Genomic DNA, 22,717 nt, shown 5'->3' on the forward strand with positions numbered 1-22,717 from the left:
CGCGGGCGGCCCCCGGCGGCCGCCCCGCGATCAGCCGAAGCGGGCCTCGCCGCCGGGCAGGTCGCGCATCACGCACTGCGCGGGCGCCTTGTCCGGGCGGACGCGCAGCAGGCGCGCGCCGTGGCGCAGGCGGCCGCCGGCCGCGTGCCGGTAGGCCACCTCCACCACCAGCTCCGGCCGGACCGGGATCCATTCGGTGGAGCGCCCGCGCGCCCAGCGCGACGGGCCGCCCGGCGCCTCGCCGGTGAACCCCGGCGCGCCCGGCGCCGCCAGCGGCTCGAGCAGCGCGGCGAACCGCTCGCGCTGCCGCGGCGCGAGCGTGACGTGCCCCACGTGGTGGAGGCGGCCGTCGGGGCCGTGCAGGCCGAGCAGCAGCGAGGCCGGTGGCCCGCCGCGCTGCCCGCGCCGGAACCCGCCCACCACCGCGTCCAGCGTCACCACCCGCTTCACCTTCACCATCGCGTCCCGCTCGCCGGACGCGTACGGCACGCCGAGGCGCTTCGCGATCACGCCGTCGGTGCCGGACGGCGTCGCCAGCCAGGCCTCCGCGTCCGCGCGCCGCAGCGTCGCCGGCGACACGGAGAGCTCCGGCGGGAACCCGGGCGCCTCGCGCAGCAGCGCGGCGCGGCGCACCTCCAGCCGTGACTCCACCAGCCGCCGGCCGTCGCCGTCCACCAGGAGGTCGAAGGCCACGAGCCGCGCCGGGGTCTCCCGGGCGAGGCGCTGCACGCGGGACTCGGCCGGGTGGATCCGCTGCAGGAGCGCGTCGAAGGAGAGGGCCAGCCCGGAGGGCACCACGATCTCGCCGTCGAGCACGAGCCGCGGCGCGCGGAGCGAGCGCCCGGCGGCGACCAGCTCGGGGAAGTAGCGACCGAGCGGCTGGCCTGCCTTGGACTGCAGCACCACCTCGGCATCCTGCTTGAATAGAAGGCAGCGAAAGCCATCCCACTTCGGCTCGAACTGCCAGCCGTCGTCCGCCGGGAGCACGTCCGCGAGGCGCGCTTCCATGGGCGGAAACGGCGGCAGCACGGGGAGATCGAGGGGTGGCCAGGCCACGGGAGCGCTCCCATCGACGTTGCAGCCCACAGCCTCCACGCGCAATCCGCTGCCCGCCGCGGCGGCACGCTGCACGATTACCGGGCGACCGCGTGCACGCTTTCCGTGCACCGCTGCCCGCGCGTCGCGCGCATCCCGAGTTTCACGCCCGCTGCCTTGACGCGCTCGTCCCGGCTCGGGGACACTCGCCGGTCCATGTCAGAGACGCGGTGCGCGCGCCGGCGGCTGCGGCGCGGCGCCAGGGGATCCCGGCGGGAAGGATCGCTCCCTGGCGCGTGGTCGATGCATCCCGAACATCCATCGAACGGCTCGACCGGCCACGGGCGCGTGCCGGGCTGGTGACGATTTTCCCGTACGACTGAAGGTGAAGATGACCGAGACCGGCTATCCCCCGAGGCAGGGGCTGTACGATCCGCAGAACGAGAAGGACGCCTGCGGCTTCGGGTTCGTGGTGGACATCAAGGGGCGCGCGTCCCACGACATCCTCGAGAACGCGCTCACCGTGCTCGTGAACCTCGAGCACCGCGGCGCCGCGGGCGCCGAGGCGAACACCGGCGACGGCGCCGGCATCCTGTTCCAGACCCCGCACGCGTTCCTCCGCGCCGAGGCGGAGCGGCTCGGCTTCGCGCTGCCCGCCCCGGGGGCCTACGCCGCCGGCATGGTCTTCCTGCCGCCGCACGAGGGCGGCCGCGCCGCCTGCGTCCGCATCTTCGAGGAGGGGGTCCGCGCCGAGGGGCTCGACGTGCTCGGCTGGCGCGACGTCCCCACCGACCCCGCCACGCTCGGCCCCACCGCCCGGTCCAGCCAGCCGGTGATCCGGCAGATCCTGGTCGGCCGCGGCGCGGGCTGCGCCGACGAGGCGGCCTTCGAGCGCAAGCTCTACGTGGTCCGCCGCCTGGTGGAGAAGCGGGTGAGCCGCTCCGCCATCCCCGGCCGCACGCACTTCTACGTCCCGTCGCTCTCCTGGAAGACCGTCGTCTACAAGGGGATGCTGAACGCCGGGCAGCTCCGCGAGTTCTACCTGGACCTGTCGCGGCCCGAGGTCGTCACCGGCCTCGCCATGGTGCACTCGCGCTTCTCCACCAACACCTTCCCGTCCTGGTCGCGCGCGCACCCGTACCGCTACATCTCGCACAACGGCGAGATCAACACGCTGCGCGGCAACATCAACTGGATGCACGCGCGCCAGTCGATGATGCGCTCGTCGCTGTTCGGCGAGGACCTGCAGAAGATCCTCACCGTCATCGACACCGAGGGCTCCGACTCGGCCATGTTCGACAACGTGCTCGAGCTGCTCACGCTGTCCGGGCGCGAGCTGCCGCACGCCATGATGATGATGGTGCCGGAGCCGTGGGCGCGGCACGAGGCGATGAGCCCGGAGAAGCGGGCGTTCTACGAGTTCCACTCCTGCCTGATGGAGCCGTGGGACGGCCCCGCCTCGATCGCGTTCACCGACGGTGTCCGGGTGGGCGCGGTGCTCGACCGGAACGGCCTGCGCCCGAGCCGCTACTACGTCACCAAGGACGACCTGGTGGTGATGGCCTCCGAGGTGGGCGTGCTCGACCTGCCCGCCGACCGGATCCTGAAGAAGGGCCGGCTGCAGCCGGGCCGCCTGTTCCTGGTGGACACCCGCGAGCAGCGCATCGTCGGCGACGACGAGCTGAAGGAGCGCATCGCCCGCGAGAAGCCGTACGCGTCCTGGCTGGAGCAGTACACCGTCCGGCTCGACCAGCTCCCGAAGCCCGCGCGCGTCATCGAGCCCGACCACGAGACCGTGCTCCGGCGCCAGGAGGTGTTCGGCTACACCGCCGAGGACGTGAAGATGATCGTCACGCCCATGGCGACCGACGGCACCGAGCCCATCGGCTCGATGGGCACCGACACGCCGCTGGCGGTGCTGTCGGAGAAGCCGCAGCCGCTCTTCAACTACTTCAAGCAGCTCTTCGCGCAGGTGACCAACCCGCCGGTGGACGCCATCCGCGAGGAGATCATCATGGCGGTGGAGACCTCCGTCGGGCCGGAGGGGAACCTCCTCGAGCCCGGTCCGGAGTGCGCCCGCCAGCTCGCGCTGCCCGCGCCGGTGATCCGCAACGAGGACCTGGAGCGGATCCGGGCCCTCGACGGCGGCCCGGCCTCGAAGGGCCTGAAGGCCATCACGCTGCCCATCCTGTTCCGCGCCGCCGACGGTGGCAACGGGCTGCGCAAGGCGCTCGAGGACCTGCGCTGGAAGGCGTCGGAGGCGATCGCCGAGGGGCACAACCTGCTCGTGCTCTCCGACCGCGGCCACGACGCCGAGGACGCGCCCATCCCGTCGCTCCTGGCGGTGGCGGCGGTGCAGCACCACCTCATCCGCGAGGGCACCCGCACCCGCTGCGGCATCGTGCTGGAGTCCGGCGAGCCGCGCGAGGTGCACCACTTCGCGCTGCTCATCGGCTACGGCGCGTCGGCGGTGAACCCGTACCTCGCGTTCGAGACCATCCACGACCAGGTCCAGCTCGGGCTCATCCCCGGGCCGGCCGCCGACGCCGAGAAGAAGTACGTGAAGGCGGTGGCGAAGGGCATCGTGAAGGTGATCTCGAAGATGGGCATCTCGACCATCCAGAGCTACCACGGCGCCCAGGTGTTCGAGGCCATCGGCCTGAACCAGGACTTCATCGACGAGTACTTCACCTGGACCGCCACGCGCGTGGGCGGCGTGGGCATCGACGTGGTGGCGCGCGAGGCGCGGCTGCGCAACGAGCGCGGCTTCCCGCCCAAGCGCCCCATCGTGCACACCAGCCTCCCGGCCGGCGGCCAGTACAAGTGGCGCAACGGCGGCGAGCACCACCTGTTCAACCCGGAGACGGTCCACAAGCTCCAGTACGCCTGCCGCACCGGGAACTACGCGCTCTTCAAGGAGTACAGCGCGCTGGTGGACAACCAGGCCCGGAACCTGTGCACGCTCCGCGGCCTGATGGACCTCGTCCCGGGCCCGCGCCCGGTGCCCATCGACGAGGTCGAGCCGGTCGAGTCGATCCTGCGCCGCTTCAAGACCGGCGCGATGAGCTACGGGTCGATCTCCAAGGAGGCGCACGAGTCGCTCGCCGTCGCCATGAACCGGATCGGCGGCAAGTCGAACACCGGCGAGGGCGGCGAGGACCCGGCGCGCTACGAGAAGCTGCCGGGCGGCGACTCCAAGAGCTCCGCCATCAAGCAGGTGGCCTCCGGCCGCTTCGGCGTCACCAGCCAGTACCTGGTGAACGCGCGCGAGCTGCAGATCAAGATGGCGCAGGGCGCGAAGCCGGGCGAGGGCGGGCAGCTCCCCGGCACCAAGGTGTACCCCTGGATCGCGAAGGTGCGGCACTCCACGCCGGGCGTGGGCCTCATCTCGCCGCCGCCGCACCACGACATCTACTCGATCGAGGACCTGGCGCAGCTCATCCACGACCTGAAGAACGCGAACCACCGCGCGCGCGTCTCGGTGAAGCTGGTGGCCGAGGTGGGCGTGGGCACCATCGCCGCCGGCGTGGCCAAGGCGCACGCCGACGTGGTGCTGGTCTCCGGCCACGACGGCGGCACCGGCGCCTCGCCGCTCACCTCCATCAAGCACGCCGGCATCCCCTGGGAGCTCGGCCTGGCCGAGACGCACCAGGTGCTGGTGATGAACGACCTGCGCTCGCGCATCGCGGTGGAGGTGGACGGGCAGCTCAAGACCGGGCGCGACGTCGTGATCGGCGCGCTGCTCGGGGCCGAGGAGTTCGGCTTCGCGACCGCGCCGCTGGTGGTGCTCGGCTGCGTGATGATGCGCGCCTGCCACCTCAACACCTGCCCGGTGGGCGTCGCCACCCAGGACCCGCGGCTCCGCGCCAAGTTCACCGGCGACCCGGCGCACGTGGTGACGTTCATGCGGTTCATCGCGCAGGAGGTGCGCGAGTACATGGCCGACCTGGGCTACCGGACCATCGAGGAGATGGTGGGGCGCTCGGAGCGGCTGGAGATGCGCCGCGCGGTCGACCACTGGAAGGCGCGCAACCTCGACTTCAGCCGGATCCTGTTCAAGCCCACCGTGCCCAAGCACTACGGGCGGACCTGCCAGATCCCGCAGGACCACGGCATCGACAAGACGCTCGACGCCACCGTGCTGCTCGACCTGGCCAGGCCGGCCATCGAGTCGCGCCAGCCGGTCCGCGCCACGCTCGCCATCCGCAACACCAACCGGGTGGTGGGCACCATGGTCGGCTCCGAGATCACCCGGCGCCACGGCCCGGCCGGCCTGCCGGACGACACGATCCGGCTGCACTTCCAGGGCTCGGCGGGCCAGTCCTTCGGCGCGTTCGTCCCGCCCGGCATGACGCTGCTGCTGGAGGGCGACGCGAACGACTACGTGGGCAAGGGGCTGTCGGGCGGCCGCGTGGTGGTGTTCCCGCCGCGCCAGGCCGGCTTCGTGCCGGAGGAGAACGTCATCATCGGGAACGTCGCGTTCTACGGCGCCACCGCCGGCGAGGCGTTCGTGCGCGGGATCGCCGGCGAGCGCTTCTGCGTGCGCAACTCGGGCGTGTCGGCGGTGGTGGAGGGCGTGGGCGACCACGGCTGCGAGTACATGACCGGCGGCAAGGTGGTGGTGCTCGGCCCGACCGGCCGCAACTTCGCGGCCGGCATGTCGGGCGGGGTCGCGTACGTGCTCGACGCCGACGGCGCGTTCGCGCGCCGCTGCAACCGCGACATGGTGACGCTCGGGCCGGTGGCGGACCCGCAGGAGGCGGCGCAGGTGAGGGCGCTGGTGGAGAAGCACGCCGCCCTCACCGAGAGCGGGCACGCCCGCCGGCTGCTCGACGACTGGGCCGGCACGCTGAAGCGGCTGGTGCGGGTCATGCCGAACGACTACCGGCGCGTGGTGGAGGCGCAGGCGCGGATGCGCGAGAAGGGCCTCACGCCGGAGCAGGCGGAGCTGGCCGCCTTCGAGGAGAACACCCAGGACGCCGCGCGCGTGAGCGGGAACTAGACATGGGCAAGCCGACCGGATTCATGGAGTTCCCGCGCGAGCCGAAGCACGAGCGGCCGCCGCTGGAGCGCATCGCGGACTGGAGCGAGGCGCACCCCGCCTACCCGGAGCAGACGCTCCGGCAGCAGGGCGCGCGGTGCATGGACTGCGGCATCCCGTTCTGCCACACCGGCAAGATCATCGCCGGCATGGCGGCCGGGTGCCCGGTGCAGAACCTCATCCCGGAGTGGAACGACCTCGTCTACCGCGGGCAGTGGGAGGAGGCGTACATCCGCCTCGCCAAGACCAACAACTTCCCCGAGTTCACCGGGCGCGTCTGCCCGGCGCCGTGCGAGGGGAGCTGCACGCTCGGCATCCACGAGCCGCCCGTCACCATCAAGACCATCGAGGCGGAGATCGTGGACCGGGCGTTCGCGGCCGGGCTGGTGCGCCCGCAGCCGCCGCCGGAGCGCACCGGCAAGCGGGTGGCGATCGTCGGCTCCGGGCCGGCGGGCCTCGCCGCCGCGCAGCAGCTCAACAAGGCCGGGCACGCGGTGACGGTGTTCGAGCGCGCCGACCGGGTGGGCGGGCTGCTCATGTACGGCATCCCGAACATGAAGCTCGACAAGGCGCTGGTGGAGCGGCGGGTGAAGCTGCTCGCGGACGAGGGGGTGCGCTTCGTCACCGAGACCGAGATCGGCCGGCACATCACCGCCGACCGGCTGGTGAAGGACTACGACGCGGTGGTGCTGGCCGGCGGCGCCACGCACGCGCGCGACCTGCCCATCGAGGGCCGCAGCCTCCAGGGCATCCACCTCGCCATGGAGTTCCTGCACGCGAACACGAAGTCGCTGCTCGACTCGAACCACGAGGACGGCCGGTACATCTCGGCGAAGGGCAAGCACGTGGTCGTCATCGGCGGCGGCGACACCGGCACCGACTGCGTCGGGACCGCCATCCGGCACGGCGCCCGCAGCGTGACCCAGCTCGAGATCATGGCGCGCCCGCCCGACCAGCGGCCGCGCGACAACCCCTGGCCGCAGTGGCCCAGGGTCCTCAAGACCGACTACGGCCAGGAGGAGGCGAAGGCGGTCTTCGGGCACGACCCGCGCCGGTTCTGCGCGCTCACCAAGCGCTTCATCGGCGACGCGCAGGGCAAGGTGAAGGAGCTGCACCTGGTGGAGGTGGAGTGGGTGAAGGGCCCCGACGGCCGCTCCGGCCCGAAGGAGATCCCGCACACCGACCGGATCATCCCCGGCGAGCTGGTGCTGCTCGCGCTCGGCTTCGTCGGCCCCGAGAAGCCCGTGCTGCAGCAGTTCGGCGTGAAGCTGGACGACCGCGGCAACGTGTGGACGGACGAGCACCGGATGACGAGCGTGCCCGGCGTGTTCGCCGCGGGCGACATGGCCCGCGGCCAGTCGCTGGTGGTGTGGGCCATCCGCGAGGGGCGCCAGGCGGCGCAGGCGGTGGACCAGTTCCTCTCGCACGGCGAGACGGTCCTGCCCCCCTGACCCGGAGACGCGAGGTCCCGCCCGCCCCGGGAACGCGCCCGGGGTGGGCGGGGCCACGCTCGCCGGCGGCGGCTACCGCGTCCCGGTCGATCCGCCCTGCACCTCGATGCGGATGGCCTGCGGCTGCCCACCCTGCTCCGAGTAGGACGCCCGGACCTGCGCGCCCTCCTTCACGTCGGAGATGGAGGCCCGCTTCCCGTCCTTCATCACCGGCGTGTCGGCGCCGACCTTCAGCTTCAGCTCCTGGCCGCCGGCCTGGTCGCGCAGCACCAGCTCCTGGCTGCTCGCGCTGACCACCTGCCCGGTGGCGGTCTTCTGCTCGCCCGCCTGGGCGGTCGCGCCCGCGGTGCCCGCGGCGCTGCCGGTGCCCGCCGCCTGCGCGGACTCGCGCCGCGCCTGCTCGGACTCGGCCGTCGCGGTCTGCGACTGCTGCTGCGCCGCCTGCTCGTGCTGCTGCGCCTCGCCGGTCTTCTGGCCGGCCTTCTGCTGCGCCTCCGCGAGCTTCTCCTGCGACTCGCGCACGTCCTTCTGCGCGTCGGCCGCCTCGTCGTGCCGCTTCGCGGCCTTCTTCGACTCGTCCGCCGCCTGCTCCTGGCTGCGCTCGGCCTGCCGCGACGCCGTGGCGCCCGGGGCGGAGCCCTGCTGCGTGCGATCACCCTTGTCCTGGCAGCCCGCGGTGACGAGCAGCGCCGCAGCCCCGAGGGCCAGGCCCAATCCGCGACTCACGTCCATGTCGTACCCCTCCCGGCGCCGTTGCTGGCACCGGCGCTCAAGAGCGGGACGCGAGTGCGGAGGGCCCGGGCGGGCGCCCGCGCACGCGCGCACCGTGCGCCGCGCGCGCGGGCCGGAGGGGCAGGGCTCCCTCGACTGCGCGCCGCCTGGCCTCGCGGCGCTGCGCTCGGGATGGGCGCGTCCGATCCGCTCACCCCGAGCGCCGGCAGGCCGGAGGCTCGCCGGAGGCGAGGGCTCAGGCGTGCACGCGCCGCGGCGGCATCAGGTGACGCCAGCGGCTGCCCTCGTCGCGCGCCGCCCCCGGTCGCCGCGTGACGATCGGCAGGATGGCCGCGACGAGCAGCATGACCGCGATCACCGGCAGCGCGCCGGAGAACGAGCCGGTGAGGTCCTTCACCCGCGCCACGAAGATGGGGCCGACGATGCCGCCCACGCCCCAGGCCAGGAGGATCCACCCGTAGTTCACGCCCATGTACTTCGTGCCAAAGTAGTCGGCGGTGAACGAGGGCATGGTGCCGAACCCGCCGCCGTAGTCGAGCAGGACGATCGCGAACAGGAGCGCGACCAGCGGCAGCGAGTGGACGCCGCCCACGGCGAAGAAGATGACGACCTGCGAGCCGTAGATGAGCAGGTAGGCGAGGTTGCGGCCGATGCGATCCGAGATCGCGCCCCAGAAGAAGCGGCCCAGGCCGTTGAACAGCGCGATGAAGCCGTAGACGGCCAGCGCGCTCTCGGGCGAGGCGCCGGTGAGCTCGCGCATGATGGGCACCGCGTTCGAGATGAACAGGATGCCGGCGGTGACGTTCAGGAACAGCATCGCCCAGAGCGCCCAGAACTGCGGCGTGCGCAGCGCCTCCGAGGGCGGGTAGTCGCGCGCCACGCGGACCGCGGGCGCGGCGGCGGGCGCGGGCGACGCCGCGGCGCCTGCGGCGGGCGCGGGCACCACCGCGGTCGGGTTGCGCATGGCCAGCGCGCAGATGCCGCCGACCACGGCGAACACCACCCCGGACCAGAGGAACGTCTGCATCACGGTCGAGATCGCGCCCGGCGACATGGCCGCGGCCGCGTCGCCCGCGTGCCGCGCCGCGAGGACCCGGCCGGCCTCGCGCGACGCCTCGGCGAAGGCGGCGACGTTCTTCAGCAGGTTGTTGTAGATGAACGCGCCCAGGCCGAAGCCCATCACCACCATGCCGGTCCCGAGACCGCGCTTGTCCGGGAACCACTTCGTCACCGCCGCGACCGGGGTCACGTACCCGAGCCCCAGCCCCAGGCCGCCGATCACGCCGTACGTGGCGTAGATCCAGGGCGCCCCGAAGCGCGCCGTCCCCAGCCCGGCGAGCACGTTCCCGAGGCCCCACAGCACGATGCCCGTGACCGCCACCGGCCGCGGCCCGGAGCGGTCCTGCCAGCGGCCGCCCAGGATCGCGCCCACGCCCAGGAAGAAGATCGAGAGCGCGAACGCCCATGTGGTGGTGGTGCTGGACCAGCCGAACGCCGCGATGAGCGGCTGGGTGAACAGGCTCCACGAGTAGACGGTGCCGAGGCACGCCATGGTGATGGTGCCGGCCACCGCGATGAACCAGCGGTTCGACGTCATGTCCCTCCCCCTTCCCCTCACCGGCGGCACGTCCTGCGCCGCCGGCCCCGATCACCCGCCGAGGCCGCGCATGGGCAGGAGCACCAGCCCGGACCCCGCGTCCTCCATGTGGTGGCGGGGCGCCTTGCGCCAGAGCGCGCCGCGCACCGCCTCCGCCAGCCCCTCGTCCTGCGCGCCGCCGCGCATCAGGTCGCGCAGGTTCACCCGGTCCTGGCCCCCCAGGCACGCCTGGAACCCGCCGTCCGCCGCCACCCGCGCGCGGTTGCAGTCCTCGCAGAAGTTCTCGGTCATGGCGCCGATGAAGCCGACGAGGCCGGTGCGCCCGGCCGCGTCGCGCGCGCGCATGTGCCGGGCCGGCCCCCAGCCCTTCCAGCCGTCCGGCTCGAGCGCGAAGCCCTGCGCCTCGAGCCCGGCGCGGACCTCCGCGAGCGGCACCGGCACGCCCCCGCCGAACGGCATCTGCTCGATGAAGCGCGGGAGCGCGCCGCGGTCCCAGGCGTACCGCACCAGCGCGCCCAGCTCGTCCTCGTTCACGCCGCGCATCACCACCGTGTTGAGCTTCAGCGACCGGAAGCGGCCCGCCGCCGCGTCGATGCCGGCCAGGATCCGGTCCAGGCGCGCGCCCTTCCCGGACACGCCGCCCAGCCGCTCCGGCACCAGCGTGTCGAGCGAGACGTTCACCGCGCCCAGCCCGGCGGCGCGGAGCGGCGCCACCAGCTCGTCGAGGCGGTGGCCGTTCGTGGTCAGCGCGACCTCCTCGATGCCCGGGGTGGCGGCGGCGTCGGCGACGATCTCCACCAGATCCTTGCGGAGCGTGGGCTCGCCGCCGGTGAGCCGCACGCGCCGGACGCCCAGCCCGGCGAAGACGCGCACCAGCCGCGCGATCTCGGGGCGCTGCAGGAGCGCGTCGGGGGCCTCGTGCTCGGCCGGGGAGCAGTAGGTGCACCGGAAGTTGCAGCGGTCGGTGAGCGACACGCGCAGGTAGCGGATGAGGCGCCCCTGGGCGTCGGCCAGGGCCGGCCCCTTGCGCGGCGCGGCGGGCGTGGGTTCACGGAGCTGCTCCATGCTCGGCGGTCTCCTTGCCCGTGGGATCGATGCCGGGAGGGGACGGCATGCGAGGGCGGGCCCCTTCCTTCCTAGCCAGCTCCGCCGCCCCGCGCCCGGCGCGCTGCATCTCGAAGGTCGCGTGTGGGTCACGGGCGGACGTCCGGCCCGCGGCCACCACCCCGAAGCGCAGCGCCAGGGTGCCCAGCAGGGCCAGCGCGCCCGACGCGGCGTGTCGTCGCCGCCACGCCCGCTCCGGCAGGAGGTCCACGATCGCCGAGGCGACGAGCAGGCTGCGGGCGGTGCGCAGCAGGAGCCCGCCCCGGCCGCGCCGGAGCGCCCGCTCGACCCGCGGCACGGCCCCGGCCTCGCGGTGCAGCGCGTGCGACAGGGCCAGCTCCGCCCCCTTCGCCACCAGCCCGAACCGGTGGGCCATCTCCCCGCCCGGCCCCGGCGTGCGCCACAGGTCGAACAGGCCGCCCGCGCTCACCGCCCCGGAGAACGCGAACAGCACCGGCAGCGTGTTGCGGGTGGCCTGCCAGACCGGCACCGCCGTGTTGGCGAGGAGGACGCCGGTGTAGCCCACGAGCGGCAGCCCGAGCACCGCCGCGCCCGCGGCGGCGACGCCGGCGGAGCGCTCGAGCGCGCGCGGCGCCGCGACGAGCGCGGGCAGGGCGGCCGCGCCGGAGAGCGCGCCGAACCCGGTCAGCACCCAGGTGCCCATGTTCATGGGGGAGGTGGGCCGGAACACGCGCAGCATGTTGAGGAAGCGCGAGGGGCGGCCCAGGTCGCGGACGAGGAGCACCGCGCTCGCGGCGGCCCCGCCGGCCGCCACCAGCCGGCAGCGGCGCACCAGCGCGGCGGTGCCCTCGCCGCCCGCGATCGACGCCGCCGCGCCCAGCACCGCCGACGCGCCCGCCAGCCCGCCCACGAAGAAGTACGCCGGGATCTCCCAGCGCCACACCGGCTCCCTGAGCACCGGCTGGCCGTAGTAGCTCGGGCCCTCCGCCGCCGCGAGCGCCTCGGCGGGCAACTCCCCCCAGGCGCGCTCCCCCGGCCGGTCGTGGCCGGTGGCCGCCCCCTCCAGCTCGCGCACCTGCTGGCCCGAGCCCTCTCCCAGCAGCTCGCCCAGCCGCGGGTCCACGTTGCGCCCGTCGCGCGGGCGGGCCGACTCGCGGGCGGGATCCGTGCGGGTGCCCATCATCACGCCCTCCTCGCCGAGAGCACCGCCCCGAGCGCCAGCGCCGCGAGCGACACCACCCCCGTGGCCATGGCGCGCCAGCTCGCCACGATCTTCGCGGTCGGCACCACCGGATCCGGCGGGAGCCCGTACACCTCGGGCCGGTCGCAGAGCAGGAAGAACGCGTGCAGCCCCTCGGTCCCGGGCTGGCTCTCCGCGGTCTCGCCGTAGAGGCGGGCGTCGGCGACGCCGCGCGCGCGGAGCTGCTCGACCCGGTTCCGGGCCCGCTCGCGCAGGTCCGCGAGCGAGCCGAACTGGATCGAGGCGGTGGGGCAGGCCTTGGCGCAGGCCGGCACCATGCCGCCCTCGAGCCGGTCGTAGCAGAGCGTGCACTTCCAGGCGCGCCCGTCGTCCTCGCGCCGGTCCACCACGCCGAACGGGCAGGCCGACACGCAGTAGCCGCAGCCGTTGCAGACGTCCGGCTGGATGTACACCGAGCCGAACTCGGTGCGGAGGATCGCGCCGGTGGGGCAGGCCTCCAGGCAGCCGGCGCGCTCGCAGTGCTTGCAGACGTCGCTCATCATCAGCCAGGAGAACTTCCCGAGCGCCTGCTGCGAGGGGCCGAGCGCGACCGGCACGTCGGCGAGGTGGGTGGGGGCGACGTCGTGGAGCAGCGACGTCGGCGCGGGCTGGCCGAGCGGCCGGAGCTCCGCGAACGCGCCCGCGCCCGCCTCGATCCCGTCGCGCGGGCTGCCCTGGCCGGGCAGCGGCTCGGTCCGCTCGACGAACGCGACGTGCCGCCAGGTGGACGCGCCCAGCGTGCCGGTGTTGTCGTAGCTCATCCCGGTCAGCGAGAAGCCGTCGTCGGGGAGCTGGTTCCACTGCTTGCACGCGACCTCGCAGGCCTTGCAGCCGATGCAGAGCGTCGTGTCGGTGAAGAACCCCATCTCCTGCACGGGACGCCTCCTTGCGGCGATCAGCGGGGTTCGGGCGGCTCCACCGGCGGGCTGCGCTGCTTCGCGTGCAGGCCGGGGAGGTCGCGCGGTGCGTGGATCCGCGGCTCGGGCTCGCGCAGCGCCACGCCGTCGGTGACCGAGCGGCGGCCCTGCGAGTGGCGGCCGGGCCGGATGGCGCCGGTGAGCGCCTTCGACTCCTGGATGCTGACGTTGGGATCCGCCACGAAGCCGATGAGCTCGTTCGCCGGATCGCCGGTCACCCGGCCCACGTAGCTCCAGTGGTAGGGCAGGCCGATGGTGTGCACCGTCCGGCCGCCCTTCACCCGGAGCGGGCGCACGCGGTCGGTGACCAGCACCCGGCACTCGATCTCGCCGCGCGCGGTGGTGATGGTGGCCCAGCCGCCGTTGCGCAGGCCGCGCTCGGCGGCGAGCTCGCGCGACACCTCGCAGAACATCTCCGGCTGCAGCTCGGACAGCCAGGACAGCCAGCGGCTCATCCCGCCGGCGGTGTGGTGCTCGGTGAGGCGGTAGGTGGTGAGGACGAACGGGAAGCGCGGGTCGCCCCAGGCGGCGTGGTACGGGTTGTCGCGGCGGTGCCACTCCATGCGCGCGGGGTTGCACTGCTGCGGGTAGAGCGGGTTCTCGAGGACCGACTCCTCCGGCTCGTAGTGCGTCGGGAACGGACCGTCGAGGAGGCCGGACGGCGCGAACAGCCAGCCCTTGCCGTCCGCCTGCATGATGAACGCGTCGTCGCCGGAGATGGCGGCGGTGCCGCGGGCCCCGGGCGGCGGGCGGTAGGAGGGCGGCCGGTCCTTGACGAAGTCCGGCACGTCGTAGCCGGTCCACTGCCGCTTGTCCTCGTCCCACCAGACGTAGCGCTTCCGCTCGGACCAGGGCCGGCCCTCGGGATCCGCGGAGGTGCGGTTGTAGAGGATGCGGCGGTTGGCGGGCCAGGCCCAGCCCCAGTCCGGCGCCACCCAGTGCTGCTCGCGCTCGGGCCGGCGGCGCGCGGTCTGGTTCACCCCGTCCTTGAAGCACCCGGAGTAGATCCAGCAGCCGCACGCGGTGGAGCCGTCGTCCTTCAGCTCGGCGAACCCGGGCACCGGCTTGCCGTCCGCCACCGTGAACCCGTTCACCTCCTTCAGCACCGCCGCGGCGTCGGGGTCCTCCTGCGGGCCGCGGGTCGGGTAGTCCCAGGTCAGCGCCTGGATCGCCCGATCCTTCGGATCGCCCGACCCGGCGTAGAGCGCCTTGAGGCGCTTGCCGAGGTGGTAGGTGAAGTGCAGCTCGCTGCGGCAGTCGCCGCGCGGCTCCACCGCCCGGTGGTGCCACTGCAGCATGCGCTGCGTGTTCGTGAAGGAGCCGTCCTTCTCGGTGTGGGTGGCGGCCGGGAAGAAGAACACCTCGGTGCGGATCTCCTCCGGCCGCACCTCGCCGCGCGCGATCTCGGGGGCGGTGCGCCAGAACTCCGCCGTCTCGGTGAGCGTGAAGTCGCGCACCACCAGCCAGTCGAGCTCGCGCAGGCCCTTGCGGTGCAGGGCGCCGTGCATCGATCCGACGGTCGGGTTCTCGCCCATCACGAAGTAGCCCTTCAGCTTCCCGTCGGCCATCTCGGACACGGTCACCATGTGCGAGTGGTTGCCGGTGAGGCGCGGCAGGAGGTCGAACAGGAAGTCGTTCTCCGCGGTGGCGGCGGTGCCGAACCAGGCCTTGCACAGCGAGACCACGTACTTGCGGAACTCGCTCCACCAGTGCGTCGCGGAGGCGTTGTTGTTGACGTACTGGTCGAGGCCGCGGTCGGGCAGCGAGGCGTGCGGCATGGGCAGGTAGCCGGGCAGGATGTCGAACAGGGTCGGGATGTCGGTGGAGCCCTGGATGGACGCGTGGCCGCGCAGCGCCATGATCCCGCCGCCCGGCCGCCCGATGTTGCCGAGCAGCAGCTGCAGGATCGCCGCGGTGCGGATGTACTGCACGCCCACGGTGTGCTGGGTCCAGCCCACCGCGTAGCAGAACGCGCCGGTGCGCTCGCGCCCGGAGTTCCGGCCCAGCGTCTCGGCGACCTTCAGGAAGAGCGCCTGCGGGATCCCGCAGGTCTCCTCGACCCGCTCCGGCGTGTAGCGGGCGAAGTGCTTCTTGAGGAGCTGGAACACGCAGCGCGGGTGCTGCAGCGTCGGGTCGGTCTCGCGCTCGAGCATCTTCGTGCCGCGCAGGTCGCTGCGGCCGGCGCCCTTCTCGCCGTACACGAGCTTGTGGCCTGCGGCCGGCACGACGCCGTCCACGCCCTGGTACTTCCAGGTCTCCCACGAGTAGCTGTTCGACTGCGCGTCGAAGCCGCTGAAGAAGCCCTCCAGCTCCTCGGTGTCGCGGAAGTTCTCGTCGATGATCGTCGAGGCGTTGGTGTACGCGAGCACGTACTCCTTGAACCAGAGGTCGTGCTCGAGCACGTGGTGGATGATCCCGCCCAGGAACGCGATGTCGCTGCCCGGTCGGATGGGGACGTGCAGGTCGGCCACCGCGCTGGTGCGGGTGAAGCGGGGATCCACGTGGATGACGGTGGCGCCCCGGTTCTTCGCCTCCATCACCCAGCGGAAGGCCACCGGGTGGCACTCGGCCATGTTCGACCCCTGCACGACGATCCAGTCGGAGTTCTGGAGGTCGCCGGGGAACGTGGTGGCGCCGCCGCGGCCGAACGAGATCCCCAGACCGGGGACCGTGGAGCTGTGTCAGATCCGCGCCTGGTTCTCCACCTGCACCACGCCGAGCGCGGTGAAGAGCTTCTTGAGCAGGTAGTTCTCCTCGTTGTCGAGCGTGGCGCCGCCGAGGTGGGCGATGCCGAGCGTGCGCCGCACCTGGTCGCCGTGGTGCTCGGCCCCCTCCTCCTCGATCCGCTCCTGCCACGTCTCGTCGCGCGCCTTCTTCACCCGCCGGGCGACCATCTCCATGGCCTGCTCGAGCGGCAGGGTCTCCCACGACGTGCCGCCGGGCCGGCGGTAGAGCACCTGCTCGAGGCGGTGCGCGCCGGTCACGAGCTGGAACGTCGCCGCGCCCTTGGGGCAGAGGCAGCCCTGCGAGACCGGGGAGTCGGGGTCGCCCTCGATGTCGATGATCTTCTCGTCCTTCACGTAGACGAGCTGCCCGCAGCCGACCGCGCAGTACGGGCAGACGGACCGCGCCACGCGATCCGCCGACGCGGTGCGTGGCGCGAGCGAGCGCGTGCGCGGCGAGGCGGCCGTCGAGCCCAGGCCCGACGGATCGCGGTCGTGGAGCTGGCGGAGCACCGGCCAGTCCGAGAGGACGGGAAGCTTCGGCATCGCAGGGATCTCCTGCGCTGAAGCTCCGTCTCGGCCGGTGCAGCGGCAACCGGCCCCGCGCCGCCAGGGCGCGTGCGCTCAGAGCGCGTGAATCCATCCCCGGACCGAGCCAGGCGGTCGAGACGCGAGCAGCGCGAGGCGCGACGACCGAGCATGCCCGTCGGCATGTGAGGGAGGAGCAACGACGCGATGCGACGCGGATCGGCCGCCGCGGCGACGGGAGGGGATGGGTTCACGTGCTCTCAGAGCGCGTGCTCTCAGGGCCCGGTCAGCCCGAGGCGCTCGCCGTTCGCGTAGACGTTCATGCGCTCGCCGCGCACGAAGCCGCAGAGCGTCACGCCGGCGGCGCGGGCCAGGTCCACGGCCAGGCTGGACGGCGCCGACACGCTCGCGATCACCGGCACGCCGGCCGCCGCGGCCTTCTGCACGATCTCGAAGCCGGCGCGCCCGCTCACCGCGAGCAGCGCCGGCGCGGGGCCGGCCGCGGCGCGCGGGCCGACGCGCCCCGCCCGCAGCGCGGCGCCGACCACCTTGTCCACCGCGTTGTGCCGCCCCACGTCCTCCGCGGACGCGATCGGCGCGCCGTCGCGGCCCACCAGCACCGCCGCGTGCAGCCCGCCGGTGCGCTCGAACACGGGCTGGCTGCGCGCCAGGATCTCCATGCCGGCCGCGACGAGCGCCGGCGCGACCGGCTCGCCCGCCGGCAGCGGGTGGATCCGCTCCATGAGGTGGTCGATGCTCAGCCGGCCGCAGACGCCGCAGGCGGCGCTCACCGGGACGAACCGGCGGCCTTCCAGGATCCGCTCGGGGTCGATGCGCATGCCGGCCGCGGACCGGACGTCCATCACGTTGCCGTACCCCTCCTCGCCGGGCCGGCCGCAGTGGATGACCGTTCCCACGTCCTCGACGCCGGCGATGATGCCCTCGGCGAACAGGAAGCCGAGCGCCAGGTCGGCGTCGGCGCCGGGCGTCCGCATGGTCGTCGCGAGCCGGTCGCCGTCCACGCGGATCTCGAGCGGCTCCTCGACGGCGACGGCGTCGCGCACGGCGCCGCCGTTTCGCAGCACCGTCCGCTCCGCCACGGCGCCCGCCGGCGCGGCGGCGCGCCTGAGGGAGGTTTCCATGGCGGGAAGGTAACGGAGCGGCCGCCCGCGCGGGCGGAAAAGAGCGGAGGTGGGGCGCGCGCCGGGCGGTCCGGTCGCGCGCCCCGGGAGCTGCCGCCGTGACCCGGCAGCTCGCGAGCGAAGCTAATCGACCCGCGCCGCGGACGCAGCGGTCCGGGCGGGACGTTTCGGGTCCGTCACATCCGTCCTCCTGCCCGCTCCGTGAGCGGTGCTGCTCCGGTGGGCAGGCGGCGCCGCGCGGCCGCGCAAGCGCTGCGCGCGGGCGCGTCGTGCGCCCGTCGGAGAGCCCGCTTAAGCTAGACCGCTTGCGAGCGATCCCTGCCAGCCCGGCGCCCGTTCTCGAGGGCGACACGCTCACCGCGGCGGCGCGCGCCATCGTGGCCGAGGAGGAGGCGCTCCTCGCCACCGTGCAGCGGGCGCTCGCGGCCCGGCTCGCGCCGGCGCGCGGGGAGGGCGATCTGGTCGGGCGCCTGAGGGACCTGCGCGACGAGGCGCTGGAGGCGACGCCCAAGGACCTGCCCACGGTCTTCCAGGAGATGGGCCTCCTGCGCGCGGTGATGGAGCGCGTCCGCCCCGACCAGCTCCCGGACCCCGCCGCGCCGTACTTCGCGCACCTGCGCGTGCACGAGGGCGGCGAGCGGCGCGACTACTTCCTCGGCCGCCACACGTTCGTGGACCGGCCCGCCGGCGTGCGCGTGGTGGACTGGCGGTTCGCGCCGGTGGCCGGGATCTTCTATCGCTACCGGGAGGGCGAGGAGTTCGAGGAGGCGTTCCCGGGCCGGGTCGCCACCGGCACGGTGGAGGCGCGGCGGGTGGTGGTGGTGGAGCGCGGGGTGCTGACCCGGATCGCGGCCGGCCCGCTGACGCTGGTGCGCGAGGGCGGGCGGTGGCGGGCGCTGGCCGCCGAGGCGGCGGCGCTGGGCGGCGGGGCGGGGTCGGCGGCGCGCGCCGGCGCGCTCGGGACCGGCGCCGGCGCGGCCGGCCGCGCGGGTCCGGCCGACATCACCGCGCTGCTCGATCCGGACCAGTACGAGGCGGTCGCCGCGCCCGCGGACCGCCCGCTGCTCGTGCTCGGCTCCGCCGGCAGCGGCAAGACCACCGTCGCGCTGCACCGGCTCGCCCGGATCGCCTTCGAGGACCCGCGGCGCTTCCCGCCGGCGCGGCTGCAGGTGGTGGTGCCGGAGCTCGGCCTGGCCCGGCTCGCGGCGCGGCTGCTCGAGCCGCTCGGCCTGGAGCGGTCGCCGGTCCGGACGCTCGAGTCCTGGTCGCGCGGCGCGTTCCAGAGCGTGTTCGGCGCCCCGCCGCCGCGCCTGTTCCCGGAGACGCCGCCGCTCGTCGCCCGGCTGAAGCGCCACCCGGCGCTCTACGAGCTGCTCCGCCGCCGGCCGCACGTCGCCCGGGAGCGGCCGGCCCTGGCGCGGCTGCGCCGCGAGCTCGGCGACCTGTTCGTCGATCGCGGGTTCCTGGAGGCGGTGGTGAAGGCGGCCGCGGGGACGCTGCCGGCGACCGCCGTCGACGAGACGCTCCGCCACACGCGGCTGCAGCTCTCCTCCTCGACCGAGGACCTGCTGGCGGGCGTGGACCCGGAGCGGCTCCAGACGCTGGACGGGAAGGCGGTGGACGAGGACACGCCCGAGGCCGCCGCCGGCACGCTCGACGTCGAGGACCTGCCCATCCTGCTGTTCCTCGCGGCGCTCCGGGCGGGCGCGCCGGCGCGGAAGGCGGCGCACCTGGTGGTGGACGAGGCGGAGGACGTGACGCTGTTCGAGCTGCACGTGCTCGGGCGGCACCTCGCCGGCACCAGCGTCACGCTCGCGGGCGACGAGAGCCAGCAGACCTTCGCGTCCTACGCCGGCTGGCCGCAGGCGCTCGCCGCGCTCGGCGCGCCGGCGGCGGCCACGGTGCGCCTCGCGACGACCTACCGCTGCCCGGAGCCGGTCGCGGCGCTGGCCCACGCCGTGCTCGGGCCGATCGCCCCGCCGGAGCGGCCGCGCGCCGGCCGGCGCGGCGCCCCCGTGTCGCGCTTCGACTTCCCCACCGAGGCGCACGCCCACCTGTTCCTGGCGGGCGCGCTGCGCGACCTGGTGGAGCGGGAGCCGGGCGCGTCCGCCGCGGTGGTGTGCAGCGGGCCCGAGGTCGCGCGCAGCCTGCACCGGCTGCTGGCCGACATGCCGGAGGCGAGGCTCTCGCTCGACGGCGCGTTCACGTTCCGTCCAGGGGTGGACCTCACCGACGTCGACGGCGTGAAGGGGCTCGAGTTCGACTACGTGGTGGTGCCGGACGCCACCGCCCGCGCCTACCCCGAGACCGACGAGGCGCGCCGCCGGCTCCACGTGGCCGTGACCCGGGCCGCCCACCAGCTCTGGATCGCGGCGCCGGGCACGCCCTCGCCGCTGCTGCGCGGCCTGCCGCGCGGCTGACCGTGCGCGCCGCGGTCCCGGAAGGGGCTGCGGGCGTCGAACGGGTAAGCGAGCGTTCAGCAGCCGGACTAGATTCGGGGCACCGAGCATCCGAATCCGGCTGGCGCGGCGGGCCGAGGCCCCGGCGCTCATGACCGGCAGTGAACCGTCCACGCGGGCGCGGCGCGTCCGCCATCACGAGGAGACCGACATGGCCCAGGTGACGCTGAAGGGGAACCCGATCCACACGAACGGCGAGCTGCCCGCCGTCGGCGCCAAGGCGCCGGACTTCACCCTCACCACCGGCGAGCTGAAGGACGTCACGCTGGCCGAGTGGAAGGGCAAGCGGAAGATCCTGAACATCGTCCCCAGCCTCGACACCGCGGTGTGCGCGACCTCCACCCGCAAGTTCAACGAGAACGCGGGCAAGCTCCCCAACACCGTGGTGCTGGTCGTCTCCGCCGACCTGCCGTTCGCGCAGAAGCGCTTCTGCACCACGGAGGGCCTGCAGAACGTGGTCCCGCTCTCGCTCGTCCGCGGGAAGCACATGGCGAAGGACTACGGCGTGCTGCTCCAGGACGGCCCGCTGGCCGGCCTCACCGCCCGCGCGGTGGTGGTGCTCGACGAGTCCGACAAGGTCGTCTACCGGCAGCTCGTCCCGGAGATCGGGCAGGAGCCCGACTACGACGCCGCGCTCGCCGCGGCGAAGCAGTAGCCCGACGGATCACGGGGTTCCCTGCGCCCCGCTCGCCCGCGCGCCCGCGGGCGGGCGGGGTTTCGCCGTCTCCGGCTCAGCCCTCCTGCATCGCCTGGAGCCGCTCCTGGGCGGCTTCCCACTCGGCGTAGCGCGTCTCCAGCTCGGACCGGGCGGCGGCCTGCCGCTCGATGAGCGGCTTCGCCTGCGCGAAGTCCTGGTACAGCGCCGGATCGGCGAGCCGGGCGGTGGTCTCCTTCTCGTCCTGCTCCAGCTCGGCGATGCGCGCCTCGAGGCGGGCGATCTCGTCGCGGACCGGCTTCTCGCGGCGGGCGCGCGCGTTGCGCGCCTCCGCCTCGGCGCGGCGCCGCTCCTTCTCGCTGGCCGGCGCGGCCCGCGCGGCCCCGTCGCCGCCCTTGCCGCCCGCCGCCCCGGGGGCGCCGTCGGCGGCGCCGGCCGCCTCGAGCTGGCGCTGGTGGTACAGCCAGTCGTCGAGGTTGCCCGGGCAGGGGACGATCCCGCCGTCCTTCACCTCCCAGATCACCGTGGCGAGCTGGTTCAGGAAGCTCCGGTTGTGCGAGACGAACAGGAGCGTCCCGTCGTAGCCCTTCAGCGCGTCGATGAGCGCCTCGGAGGAGTCGAGGTCGAGGTGGTTGGTGGGCTCGTCGAGGACCAGCAGGTTCGCCGGCACGAGCAGGAGCTTCGCGAGCGCCACCCGCGCGCGCTCCCCGCCGGAGAGCACGCCCACCCGCTTCTCCACGTCGTCGCCGGAGAACAGGAACGACCCGGCCACGCTGCGCACGTAGGCCTCGCCGCGGTCCGGCACGAGGTCCCAGAGCGTGTCGAGCACGGTGCGGTCCGGGTCGAGCGTGCCGAACGTGCGCATGGCGCCGGCGGCGTCCTCCGGGTGCTCGGGCCGCTCGAAGTGGTGCTGGGCGTAGTAGCCGGCGAGCACGCCGTGGCCGAGCTTCACCTCGCCGCCGTCCGGCGCGAGCTCGCCCGCCACCAGCTTCAGCAGCGTGGACTTGCCCGCGCCGTTCGGCCCGATCACGCCCACCCGCTCGCCGCGCTGGATGGCCGCGTCGAGCGAGCGGTAGACCACCCGCGGCCCGAACGCCTTGCGCACGCCCTCGAGCCGCAGCACCTCGCGCCCGGAGCGCGGCGCCTCGGCGAACCGGAAGCGCAGCGTGGCGCGGTGCTCGAGGACCTGCACCTCCTCCATCTTCTCGAGCAGCTTCTCCTTCGACTTCGCCTGCCGCGCCTTGGTGGCCTTCGCGCCGAACCGCTCGATGAAGGCCTCGAGCTGGGCGCGCTTCGCCTCCTGCCGCTCCGCCTGCGCGAGCAGCCGCTCCTCCTCCTCGGCCCGCTGGCGGCGGTAGTCGTCGTGGTTCCCGGCGTACGCGCGCAGCCCCTCCGGCTCGAGCGCCAGCACCCGGTCGATCTGCCGGTTCAGGAAGTCGCGGTCGTGCGAGATGAGCACCACCGCCTTGCGCGTGCCGCGCAGGAACGCGTCGAACCAGGTGAGCGTCGGCACGTCGAGGTGGTTGGTGGGCTCGTCGAGCAGCAGCAGGTCGGGGGCCTGCAGCAGGAGCCCGGCCAGCGCCGCGCGCATCTTCCAGCCGCCGGAGAAGGTGCGGGCGGGGCGGTCCAGGTCGCCGGGCCGGAAGCCCAGGCCCGAGAGGATCCGCTCGGCCCGGCGCCGGCCGTAGTGCTCCTCGAAGTGGTCCAGCTCCTCGTGCAGCTCGGCGAGCGCCTGCGACTGCTCGAGCTGCTCCTCGGCCGTGGCCGCCGCGGCGAGCGCGGCCTCGGCGCCGGCCAGCCGGTCCTCGAGCGCGGCGCGCCCGGGCACGGTGGCGAGCACCGCGTCGACCAGCGGCAGGTCCGCCAGCTCCGACACGTCCTGCGGCAGGTAGCCCACCCGCGCGCCGCGGCGGAACACCAGGTCCCCCTCGTCCGCCGCGATCTGGCCGGCCAGGATGCGCAGCAGCGAGGACTTGCCGGTGCCGTTCGCGCCCACCAGCCCGATGCGATCGTGCGGCCCGATGGAGAAGGCGGCGCGGTCGAACAGGACCTTGGGGCCGTACGCGAGCGACAGCCGGCTGGCGGAGACGAGGCTCACGGGGGCGAGGAAGTAGCCCGAAGCCGGCGCCGGG

13 protein-coding genes are annotated in these 22,717 nt (G+C 74.1%); 4 read left to right on the forward strand and 9 right to left on the reverse strand.

What is annotated here, in order from left to right; all coding sequences use genetic code 11:
* Positions 1–30: 30 nt before the first annotated feature.
* Positions 31–1,056 (reverse strand): ATP-dependent DNA ligase, encoded by a 1,026-nt coding sequence (locus A2CP1_RS04310; protein WP_012632227.1) that lies wholly within the window; start codon positions 1,054–1,056, stop codon positions 31–33.
* A gap of 370 nt (positions 1,057–1,426) precedes the next feature.
* Here A2CP1_RS04310 and gltB point away from each other — a divergent pair, with 370 nt between their 5' ends.
* Positions 1,427–6,037 (forward strand): glutamate synthase large subunit, encoded by a 4,611-nt coding sequence (gene gltB, locus A2CP1_RS04315; RefSeq protein WP_012632228.1) that lies wholly within the window; start codon positions 1,427–1,429, stop codon positions 6,035–6,037.
* 2 nt (positions 6,038–6,039) lie between these two features.
* On the forward strand, positions 6,040–7,527 hold the full coding sequence (locus A2CP1_RS04320; protein WP_012632229.1) for a glutamate synthase subunit beta: 1,488 nt from the start codon (positions 6,040–6,042) through the stop codon (positions 7,525–7,527).
* A gap of 72 nt (positions 7,528–7,599) precedes the next feature.
* Here A2CP1_RS04320 and A2CP1_RS04325 read toward each other — a convergent pair whose 3' ends face one another.
* From A2CP1_RS04325 to fdhD, 7 genes are all read right to left on the reverse strand, one after another.
* Positions 7,600–8,259 carry a hypothetical protein gene (locus tag A2CP1_RS04325; protein ID WP_012632230.1) on the reverse strand — a complete coding sequence of 220 codons (660 nt, stop codon included), beginning with the start codon at positions 8,257–8,259 and terminating at the stop codon, positions 7,600–7,602.
* Between the two features lie 235 nt (positions 8,260–8,494).
* A complete protein-coding gene (locus A2CP1_RS04330; protein WP_012632231.1) occupies positions 8,495–9,856 on the reverse strand; it encodes an OFA family MFS transporter in 1,362 nt (453 codons plus the stop codon).
* Between the two features lie 51 nt (positions 9,857–9,907).
* Positions 9,908–10,921, reverse strand: coding sequence for a GTP 3',8-cyclase MoaA (gene moaA, locus A2CP1_RS04335; protein WP_012632232.1), 1,014 nt, complete (start codon positions 10,919–10,921; stop codon positions 9,908–9,910).
* Positions 10,905–12,104, reverse strand: a complete 1,200-nt coding sequence (gene nrfD, locus A2CP1_RS04340) for an NrfD/PsrC family molybdoenzyme membrane anchor subunit (protein ID WP_012632233.1) — start codon at positions 12,102–12,104, stop codon at positions 10,905–10,907. Before nrfD ends, moaA begins: the two co-directional genes overlap by 17 nt.
* A complete protein-coding gene (locus A2CP1_RS04345; RefSeq protein ID WP_012632234.1) occupies positions 12,104–13,036 on the reverse strand; it encodes a 4Fe-4S dicluster domain-containing protein in 933 nt (310 codons plus the stop codon). Before A2CP1_RS04345 ends, nrfD begins: the two co-directional genes overlap by 1 nt.
* A gap of 20 nt (positions 13,037–13,056) precedes the next feature.
* The gene (gene fdh, locus A2CP1_RS04350; protein ID WP_012632235.1) at positions 13,057–16,347 is read right to left on the reverse strand and encodes a formate dehydrogenase; all 3,291 of its coding nucleotides are present in this window, start codon (positions 16,345–16,347) and stop codon (positions 13,057–13,059) included.
* A gap of 257 nt (positions 16,348–16,604) precedes the next feature.
* The gene (gene fdhD, locus A2CP1_RS04360; RefSeq protein ID WP_012632236.1) at positions 16,605–17,471 is read right to left on the reverse strand and encodes a formate dehydrogenase accessory sulfurtransferase FdhD; all 867 of its coding nucleotides are present in this window, start codon (positions 17,469–17,471) and stop codon (positions 16,605–16,607) included.
* Positions 17,472–17,776: 305 nt separating this feature from the next.
* Here fdhD and A2CP1_RS04365 point away from each other — a divergent pair, with 305 nt between their 5' ends.
* A complete protein-coding gene (locus tag A2CP1_RS04365) occupies positions 17,777–19,891 on the forward strand; it encodes an ATP-binding domain-containing protein (RefSeq protein WP_012632237.1) in 2,115 nt (704 codons plus the stop codon).
* 130 nt (positions 19,892–20,021) lie between these two features.
* Positions 20,022–20,585 carry a thiol peroxidase gene (gene tpx / locus A2CP1_RS04370; RefSeq protein WP_280959886.1) on the forward strand — a complete coding sequence of 188 codons (564 nt, stop codon included), beginning with the start codon at positions 20,022–20,024 and terminating at the stop codon, positions 20,583–20,585.
* A 76-nt stretch (positions 20,586–20,661) separates the two neighbouring features.
* Here tpx and A2CP1_RS04375 read toward each other — a convergent pair whose 3' ends face one another.
* A complete protein-coding gene (locus A2CP1_RS04375) occupies positions 20,662–22,683 on the reverse strand; it encodes an ABC-F family ATP-binding cassette domain-containing protein (protein ID WP_012632238.1) in 2,022 nt (673 codons plus the stop codon).
* Positions 22,684–22,717 lie beyond the last annotated feature (34 nt).

The organism is Anaeromyxobacter dehalogenans 2CP-1, from assembly GCF_000022145.1.
Taxonomy (GTDB): domain Bacteria; phylum Myxococcota; class Myxococcia; order Myxococcales; family Anaeromyxobacteraceae; genus Anaeromyxobacter; species Anaeromyxobacter dehalogenans.

Coding starts and splice junctions, on each gene's coding strand:
- gltB (WP_012632228.1), top strand. CDS start 1,427: ATGACCGAGACCGGCTATCCCCCGAGGCAGGGGCTGTACGATCCGCAG.
- A2CP1_RS04320 (WP_012632229.1), top strand. CDS start 6,040: ATGGGCAAGCCGACCGGATTCATGGAGTTCCCGCGCGAGCCGAAGCAC.
- A2CP1_RS04325 (WP_012632230.1), bottom strand. CDS start 8,259: ATGGACGTGAGTCGCGGATTGGGCCTGGCCCTCGGGGCTGCGGCGCTG.
- A2CP1_RS04330 (WP_012632231.1), bottom strand. CDS start 9,856: ATGACGTCGAACCGCTGGTTCATCGCGGTGGCCGGCACCATCACCATG.
- moaA (WP_012632232.1), bottom strand. CDS start 10,921: ATGGAGCAGCTCCGTGAACCCACGCCCGCCGCGCCGCGCAAGGGGCCG.
- nrfD (WP_012632233.1), bottom strand. CDS start 12,104: ATGATGGGCACCCGCACGGATCCCGCCCGCGAGTCGGCCCGCCCGCGC.
- fdhD (WP_012632236.1), bottom strand. CDS start 17,471: ATGGAAACCTCCCTCAGGCGCGCCGCCGCGCCGGCGGGCGCCGTGGCG.
- tpx (WP_280959886.1), top strand. CDS start 20,022: ATGACCGGCAGTGAACCGTCCACGCGGGCGCGGCGCGTCCGCCATCAC.